The sequence below is a fragment of the Sphingorhabdus sp. genome (assembly GCF_044357595.1).
In the GTDB taxonomy this organism is placed as follows: Bacteria; Pseudomonadota; Alphaproteobacteria; order Sphingomonadales; family Sphingomonadaceae; genus Sphingorhabdus_B.
In genome coordinates, this window is record NZ_JBIKPH010000113.1 from 1 (window position 1) to 8104 (window position 8104).

Sequence of the window (8104 nt, forward strand, 5' to 3'; positions counted from 1 at the left end):
TACTGCGCATCCATGCGGGATTATAGATGGTGGACAGATACCGGAAACCCGTGTCGCACAAGATGGTAACAATGCGCTTACCCGGCCCCAATTGTTTGCCCAACGCGATCGCGCCTGCCACATTGATGCCGGACGAAAGACCAAGGCAAAGCCCCTCCTCCGCCAACAAACGGCGGACCCAGACAAGGCCTTCCTCGTCCGAAATGCGGAATTGCGTATCAATCGGCGCACCATCGAGATTGGCCGTTATCCGGCCCTGCCCAATGCCTTCGGCGACTGAATTGCCCTCCGAGCTTAATTCACCGCACGCATAATAATTATACAGCGACGCGCCGTGCGGATCGGCTAAGGCAATGGTGACCGCCTCATCCTTCGCCTTAAGTCCAAGCCCTACACCAGCGATAGTTCCGCCTGTTCCAGCTGCGCAAGTAAAGCCGTCAATGTCACCGCCCATTTGCGTCCAAATTTCCTCGGCAGTGGTTTCAATATGTGCGCGGCGGTTGGCGATATTGTCGAATTGGTTGGCCCAGACTGCATTTTCGGTTTCCTCGGCCAAGCGGCGTGAAGTGTGCACGAAATGGCCGGGGTTCGAATATGGCGCGGCAGGAACGAGCACGAGTTCAGCGCCCAAGGCACGCAGCGTGTCCTTTTTCTCCTGGCTCTGCGTTTCGGGCATGACGATGATCGTCTTATACCCAAGCGCATTGCAGACCAGCGCGAGGCCAATGCCGGTGTTGCCAGCCGTGCCCTCGACAATCGTGCCGCCGGGTTGAAGAAGCCCTTGCCGTTCGGCATCGCGTACGATGTAGAGCGCAGCGCGGTCCTTTACCGATGCGCCGGGGTTCACATATTCGCACTTACCAAAAATATCGCATCCGGCTTCCGCGCTTGGCCCTTTAAGGCGCACCAGCGGAGTGTTTCCAATCAGATCGAGTGTCGAAGCAATCGTGTTCATACCACAGACAGCTACGCGCGTTCATGGGTAATCGCAAGCCGGTCTGGCCCATGCCATGCCAAAAGACAGTGTATTTGGCGCCTTATAACTAGGGAAACTGCCAAAGTTCAATTTGTCTATTGATATATTATATCATTACCACTAATCAATGTCCTTCTGCCTCCCTTGGATGATGCCTTTTTATGAAAACTGTTCCAGTTCGCGCCTTCTCCGCAAGCCTCACCGCTTTATCTCTGGCTTTGGCCGCACCCGCTTATGCCCAGCAAAGCAGCCCCGATTCATCAACGACAGATACAAAGACCGATGATTTTCACAGCGCCGACGAAATTGTAGTCACCGCGCCTTATGTCGAACGGCTCGACCTTCTGTCGGGCACTTCGGCAGTGACGGGTGATATCCTCGCCGAAAAAACACGCGCGCAACTGGGCGATATTTTGGCAAGCTTGCCCGGCGTATCGGCAACCAGCTTCTCGCCTGGGGCATCGCGGCCTGTCTTACGTGGTTATCAAGGCAATCGGGTCGCTGTCCTGACGGATGGTATTGGCAACATTGACGCCTCCAACACTTCAGCCGATCATGCCGTCACAATTGATACGTTGACGGTTGAGCGGATTGAAGTGCTCCGCGGGCCTGCGGTTCTCCTCTTTGGCGGTCAGGCCGTTGGCGGGGCCGTCAACGCGCTCGACAAGCGCATACCGCGCGCGGTTCCCGATGAGCCTGTGCATGTCGATGCATTGGTCGCTTATGGCAGCGCGGCACGCGATTATTCGGGCGGTGCGTCCGTCGATGTGCCTGTGTCCGACCGGATCGTTGTCCATGTCGACGGCAGCTATCGCAATACCGACGATACCCGCACGGGCGGCTATATATTCGCCCCAAGCTTGCGCACAGAGCTGTTGGACTTTGCCGCGGAGGAGGCAAGCGAAGGCCATTTTGAAGAAGCCACAGAAGCCCAAGAACGTGCGGACCAACGCGGCCGCATTCCCAACAGCGCGGTAAAGACATGGACCGCAGCGGGCGGTATCGCGTTTATCGAAGACGGCGGCAATCTTGGCCTGTCTTACAGCATTTACGACACCAATTATGGCATCCCTGCCCGCCCCGGCGCAGAACATGCGCATACAGGCGAAGAGATTGTCGAAGGCGAAGTGCCAGTTACCATTGGCATGCGTCAGTATCGGGCGGACTTTCGTGGCGAAGTGAATTTGGGCGACGGACTGTTTGATAAATTACGCCTGCGCGCTGGTTACGCCGATTACACGCACACGGAATTTGAAGGTTCCGAAATCGGCACTGTGTTTATCAGCCAAGGTATAGAGGGCCGAGCCGAACTAATTCAAAATGACCGTAACGGCTGGCGCGGCGCGAGCGGCGTCCAATATCAGACCCGCGATTTCGAAGCGATTGGCGCTGAAGCTTTTGTGCCGCCGAACAAAACACGGCAATATGGCCTTTTCAGTTTGCAGGAGTATACCACCGGCAATTTGGACGCTGAAGTCGCCGTGCGTTTTGACAGTGTCGAACTGCGTGCGGATACGCTAGGCCTCGCGCGGTCATTCCAGAATGTCTCTGCCGCATTGGGTGTTGGGTACCATTTTGGCGATTTGAAAATCGGGGCCAATGTTTCGCGCACCGGTCGTGCGCCAGCCGTTGAGGAACTGTTTTCCAACGGGCCGCATATTGCCACGCAAGCTTATGAGTTGGGCGACCCCAATTTGAAAAGTGAGCGCGCGTGGAATGGCGAATTATATGCGCGTTACGACGCCCCCGGTGCGGCGTTGAGTGCGACCCTATACACCAACCGCTTCGACAGTTTCATTTATGAGGCTGAAACCGGCGCAGTAGAGGACAATCTGCCCGTATTTGCATATTTCCAAAAGGATGCCGTGGTCTGGGGCGTCGAATTTCAGGGGTCAAAACGCCTAGCGAGCTTTGGCGATATGAACCTCTCGGTCGATGGCGTTGCCGATTACACCCGCTCCAAAATCTCTTCGGGTGGTGGCAATGTGCCCCGAATTCCGCCCTTGCGCCTTTTAGGCGGAGCCGAACTTAGCGGCGGCCAGATTGACCTGCGCGGCGAAGTCGAATGGAGCGATGCGCAGACCAAGACGGCTGCATTTGAAACGCCAACCGCGGGTTTCACATTGGTCAATGCCTCGGCAACATGGCGGCCGTTCGGGCGGGATCAGAATGTCGCAATCATTGCCTCTGCGAACAATATTTTCGACGTTACCGCGCGGCGTTCTGCATCTTTCACTAAGGATTTTGTCCCCTTAAGCGGGCGCGATTTTCGGGTGACTGCACGGGTCAGCTTTTGATTGCTGGCGCGTGTTCATGAAAGCAGTTGCACCCGATAGTCACCGAGCGACTGCAGGACTTCAAGAATAGGGTAAGCGGAACATTTCCCACCGCCTCACGTTCTTCATAAGGGCCAATTAAGGTCAAAATTTTTGGAGAATATGATGCGCAAAATTGCAACGATCATTCTGCTTTCGGCATCTTTGCTGGCAGCAGCCTGCAACACCGTCAAGGGCGTAGGCGAAGATATTGAATCGGTCGGCAAAGCTGGCGACCGCGCAATGTAAATGCATGTCAATTGACGTGGCATCAGGGCTGGAGGGGAACCTCTGGCCCTTTTTGTTTGGATGGGCCCGCACACACCAAAATATCCAACACGCGTAACATTATTTCCTACAAACGTGGCGCGCAGTTTCGCATGCGGAGGAAAAAGGGGACGGCCGACGCGGAAGCGCTGGTGCTGCTTCCGGCTGATGGTGTTGGTTGATTAAGGCTCTCTTGTTCCATCAGTCTATGACTCGGAGCCGCCTTTATCTTGGCAGGGCTGCTTTCCTTGGGGGTGAAGGTTCCTAAAGACCCCAAGGCCGTCCATCACAGACGGGGCGGTCTCCCGCCACACCCAGCCTCTTGTGCGCTGTTCAGAGCTTGATGCAACAGGCCCTTTTTGAAGGCTGAAGCAAGCACCCTATCGCGCCGGCCGTGCCAGCGAGTTGCCCCGCCAGCGTTCCCATCATCCCGACCCACGTTCTAGACCGCAGCCTGAATGACGCGAATCAATTAACCTATCCGGTTATCTGTAGGAAAGTGTTTTTTGTGTAAATTCTACGTCGCGGCTTCTTCGACGCTTGCTGCTTTTTTACGGCGGCGGCGGGTGAACCAAATGGCGATGAGGGCCAGTTCGAAGAGCATGCATAAGGGGATGGCGAGCAGCAGCTGCGACACAATGTCAGGCGGAGTTAAGACTGCGGCGATTGCGAATATGCCAACAATCGCATAACGGCGCGCGCCGCGCAGTTGTTCCAGCGTAACCAAGCCAGCGCGCTCCAACAACATGAGCAACACCGGCAACAAGAAGGAAATGCCAAAGCCGAAAATGAACTTCATGACAAAGCTCAAATAATTGTCGACGCCGGGCAGCGCCTCTTGCTGGACGCCGCCGACTGTTCCACCAAAACCAAGCAGATATTTCAGCGCGACGGGTATCGCCATATAATACGCCATCGCCGCACCCAACAGAAAGAGCACTGGCGTGGCGAGCAAGAACGGCAAAAACGCGTTTTTTTCCTTTTTGTAGAGGCCCGGCGCCACAAAGCGCCACAACTGCGTCGCAAACACCGGAAAGGAAAAGAAGGTCGCGGCAAAAAATGCGACCTTGATCTCGACAAAAAACGCCTCGAATATCGCGGTGTAAATGAGCTTAGTTTGCCCCGACGCGAGCAAAGGCTGCACCAGAAATCCGAAAATCGGCCGCGCGAAATACAAGCTTGCGGCAAAAGCCACGGCAAGCGCAAGGAAGCTCCATAGCAGGCGGCTGCGCAGCTCAATCAAATGATCGAGCAAGGGCATTTTGCTGTCGTCGATCTCGCTCATATCTTGGAGGCCATTTCGGCAGGTGGAGACTCCGGCGCAGTTTGTTCCACCGGCGGTCCGGCTTCACCCGAAATATTATCATCGCCCAAAACATCGGCACGTGGATCGGTGGGATGTTCACGCATGATGCGTTCGTTTTCGGACTTCCACTTTTTTTCCAGCTCTTCGAGTTCCGATTGACGGATCATCTCGTCAAACCCTGAACGAAAATGCGCCGCAACGCCGCGTGCCTTACCAACCCATTTACCAACCACGCGCAGGACCCTTGGCAAATCCTTTGGCCCGATAACCAGCAAAGCCACAAGGACGACAAGCATCAGTTCCGACGAAGCAACGTCAAACACGTCAGGCCCCCGATATCGAGGGCAGGTTTGGCGGCGCTATCAATGGATTAGCCTTGGGTCTTGTCTGTCTGCTTTTCGGCGTCGATGACGGTTGTCGCACCAATTTGCGGCGGCGCCTTGGGTGCTTCTTCGTCTTCGCTCATGCCCTTTTTAAAGCTTTTAATGCCCTTGGCGACGTCACCCATCATGTCGGAAAAACGGCCTTTGCCGAACAACAGCAACACCAAAATGCCAACAATCAGCCAATGCCAGATGCTAAAACCACCCATTTTCAACTCCTAACGAGGTATCCCCCCGATGATGCGAACAAAATTCCCGCCTGTCTTGATCTTATCTAGGCGTTGTTTTCGTTAATTTCCAGTTCGCTGTCACTTTCTTCGCCCGTAAACAGCATATCACCCATCGCGCTGTCGATAGGATCCAGCAAGCCTGCGGCTTTCAGGTCAGCGATCCCCGGCAAATCTTTACGACTGTTCAACCCGAAATGCGTCAGAAAGCCCGGTGTGGTCGCGTAGATTAGAGGCCGCCCCGGAACTTCGCGGCGGCCAGCCGGACGCACCCATCCCGCCTCCATCAAGACATCCAGCGTGCCCTTTGAAATCTGCACACCGCGAATGGCTTCAATCTCGGCGCGGCTCACAGGTTCATGATAGGCGATAATGGCCAATGTTTCCACCGCAGCGCGGCTTAGCTTGCGGCTTTCCTCGCGCTCACGCCGCAACAAATGCGCAAGGTCAGGCGCGGTTTGAAAATGCCATGCCTTGCCGCGCTGGACAATTTCTATGCCGCGGCCTTGATAATGTGCCGCAAGTTGCGTGAGCGCCGCAGATACATCCACGCTATCCCCGACATAACCGCGGATCTGCTCGACAGTCATGGGCTGGTCACTGGCAAACAAGGTCGCTTCAACCGCGCGCATATCGGGATCGGTTTCAATCATGTTGCCTTTTTCCTCAACATCAATGGCGCAAAGGTCGACCCCTGCTGCAAATCAACCACACCGCGTTTGGCAAGTTCAAGCGCGGCAACAAAGCTGGAGGCCAATGCCGATTTGCGCAAGGCCGGATCCGCCATCGGGGGCAAAAATGCAGATATGGCGGTCCAGTCGATCGCACGGCCAATCATGGCCGAAACGCGCTCCAACGCTTGCTCCAAAGTCATGACTTGGCGTTTCTTGACGATATGCATCGCTGGCTGCGTCCGTGCATTGATTTGGCCGTAAGCGGTGATCAGTTCAAAATAATCACATTCCCAAGCCCGCCCTTTGACCACGCGCAGTTTTTCGGGCGCACCGCGCAGGAACACATCGCGTCCGATCCGGTCGCGCGCCATCAACCGCGCGCCGCTTTCACGCATCGCGTTTAACCGCTCAAGCCGCAATTGCAGCCGCAGCGCCAGTTCCTCTGGTGATGGGTCAATTGTCGGGTCCTTGGGCAGCAGCAACGCCGATTTGAGATAGGCCAACCACGCCGCCATCACCAGATAATCGGCGGCAAGCTCAAGCTTCAGCGCGCGCACCTCATCAATGAACACAAGATATTGTTCGACCAAAGCGAGAATGGACAATTGCCGCAAATCGACCTTTTGGGTGCGCGCCAGCGCCAGCAAAAGGTCCAAAGGTCCTTCCCAGCCGTCAATGTCGATGGTCAGGACATTCGGGCCAGGTCCAGCGTCACGCCTGCTCTCATCGCGAAGGGCCTCCTCCTCGTCAAAGAGCATTGGCCCGCTCATGCCGCGCCAGTGGCTCCATCCGTTAGCTTCGCGCTTGCATCGGCCAGCGCCAGCAATTGGTCCCGCTTATCAAGCAGATGTGCCAACCGGTCGGCGTCAAATGCCACCGGCGGCAGGGCCATCGCACGGTCAAGCCGGGTGCGCGCAGCGGCGGTAATTTCTGGAAGATTATTGGCAATCGCAACCATCTCGTCAAACCGGCCCCAGCAATTGAGTGCAAGGTCGCAACCGGCCACGACACATTGCAGGGCGCGCGTCGCAACATCGCCCTGCAACGCGTTCATATCGAGATCATCGCTCATCAACAGGCCGTCGAACCCAAGCTGCGCGCGGATGATCGTGTCGATAACAAAGGGTGACATGGTGGCTGTGTGCTGATCGTCCCAGACGTCATAAACAACATGCCCTGTCATACCCATTGCGGCGTGATTCAAAGCGCGGAAGGGGGCAAGATCTTGCGCAAGTTCAGCCGCAGTCGCGGTGACATGCGGCAAGTCATGATGGGTGTCGACATTGGCGCGGCCCTGCCCCGGCATATGCTTCACCACGCCAATGACGCCGCCCAAAGCAAGGCCATCCAGGATTGCGCGACCAAGCGCCGCCACGCGCAGTGGTTCACTGCCCAAGGCGCGGTCGCCAATGGCGGAATGTGTTTCGGGCACGCGGACGTCAAGCACGGGTAAGCAATCGACGTTGATGCCGACTTCGTTGAGCGACAGCGCAATAGCCTCGGCATTGCACCGCGCCGCCTCAATCGCAGTGATGGGAGCAATGTCGTAAAGCGCGTCGAATGCACCACCGGCGGGAAAGTCAGGCCAGACCGGCGGACGCATACGTGCAACCCGGCCGCCCTCTTGATCAATCAGAATCGGCACCGTGTCGCGGCCATGCAAGGTCCGCAAGCTGTCGGTCAACGCGCGGACCTGCGCTTTATCTTCGATATTGCGTTTAAACAGGATGTAGCCTGCTGGCTCGACATCGCGAAACAGGCGTTTTTCGTCATCCGTCAGGGTCAGGCCCGATAGGCCAAAAATTACCGGCTTCATGAACAGATTGCTAAGGCCGCTGCTGCCCCAAGGCAAGCATGGAGCAGAGCACAGCGGCCTTTAACCTGTGTATAATTACCGGATAGCGCCCAAGAAATCGAGCTTGCCCAAGGGCACGCCCTTCATACGCAGCAATGCGT

Annotated in this window: 9 protein-coding genes; 2 read left to right on the forward strand and 7 right to left on the reverse strand. The window is 56.2% G+C overall.

Translation table 11 applies throughout. From position 1 onward, the window contains the following. Positions 1 to 955 (reverse strand): cysteine synthase A (locus tag ACIQ2T_RS10410; RefSeq protein ID WP_397590750.1); only part of this gene is annotated, 955 nt, incomplete at its 3' end. 182 nt (positions 956 to 1137) lie between these two features. Here ACIQ2T_RS10410 and ACIQ2T_RS10415 point away from each other — a divergent pair. Then, a complete protein-coding gene (locus ACIQ2T_RS10415; RefSeq protein WP_397590751.1) occupies positions 1138 to 3273 on the forward strand; it encodes a TonB-dependent receptor in 2136 nt (711 codons plus the stop codon). 141 nt (positions 3274 to 3414) lie between these two features. After that, positions 3415 to 3540, forward strand: a complete 126-nt coding sequence (locus ACIQ2T_RS10420; RefSeq protein WP_300036405.1) for an entericidin A/B family lipoprotein — start codon at positions 3415 to 3417, stop codon at positions 3538 to 3540. A 535-nt stretch (positions 3541 to 4075) separates the two neighbouring features. Here ACIQ2T_RS10420 and tatC read toward each other — a convergent pair. The 6 genes from tatC to nagZ form a co-directional block, all read right to left on the reverse strand. Beyond that, positions 4076 to 4843, reverse strand: a complete 768-nt coding sequence (gene tatC, locus ACIQ2T_RS10425) for a twin-arginine translocase subunit TatC (RefSeq protein WP_397590752.1) — start codon at positions 4841 to 4843, stop codon at positions 4076 to 4078. Next, positions 4840 to 5187 (reverse strand): Sec-independent protein translocase protein TatB, encoded by a 348-nt coding sequence (gene tatB, locus ACIQ2T_RS10430; RefSeq protein WP_397590753.1) that lies wholly within the window; start codon positions 5185 to 5187, stop codon positions 4840 to 4842. Before tatB ends, tatC begins: the two co-directional genes overlap by 4 nt. A 47-nt stretch (positions 5188 to 5234) precedes the next feature. Next, entirely contained in the window at positions 5235 to 5456 is a 222-nt protein-coding gene (locus tag ACIQ2T_RS10435) for a twin-arginine translocase TatA/TatE family subunit (RefSeq protein WP_300036417.1), read from the reverse strand. Positions 5457 to 5521: 65 nt separating this feature from the next. Then, positions 5522 to 6127: an SMC-Scp complex subunit ScpB gene (gene scpB, locus ACIQ2T_RS10440; protein WP_306062814.1), complete on the reverse strand. Its 606-nt coding sequence runs from the start codon at positions 6125 to 6127 to the stop codon at positions 5522 to 5524. Beyond that, complete coding sequence (locus ACIQ2T_RS10445; RefSeq protein WP_397590754.1) at positions 6124 to 6906, reverse strand: segregation and condensation protein A; 783 nt, start codon at positions 6904 to 6906, stop codon at positions 6124 to 6126. Before ACIQ2T_RS10445 ends, scpB begins: the two co-directional genes overlap by 4 nt. An 8-nt stretch (positions 6907 to 6914) precedes the next feature. Next, entirely contained in the window at positions 6915 to 7964 is a 1050-nt protein-coding gene (gene nagZ / locus ACIQ2T_RS10450; protein ID WP_306062816.1) for a beta-N-acetylhexosaminidase, read from the reverse strand. Between the last annotated feature and the right edge of the window lie 140 nt (positions 7965 to 8104).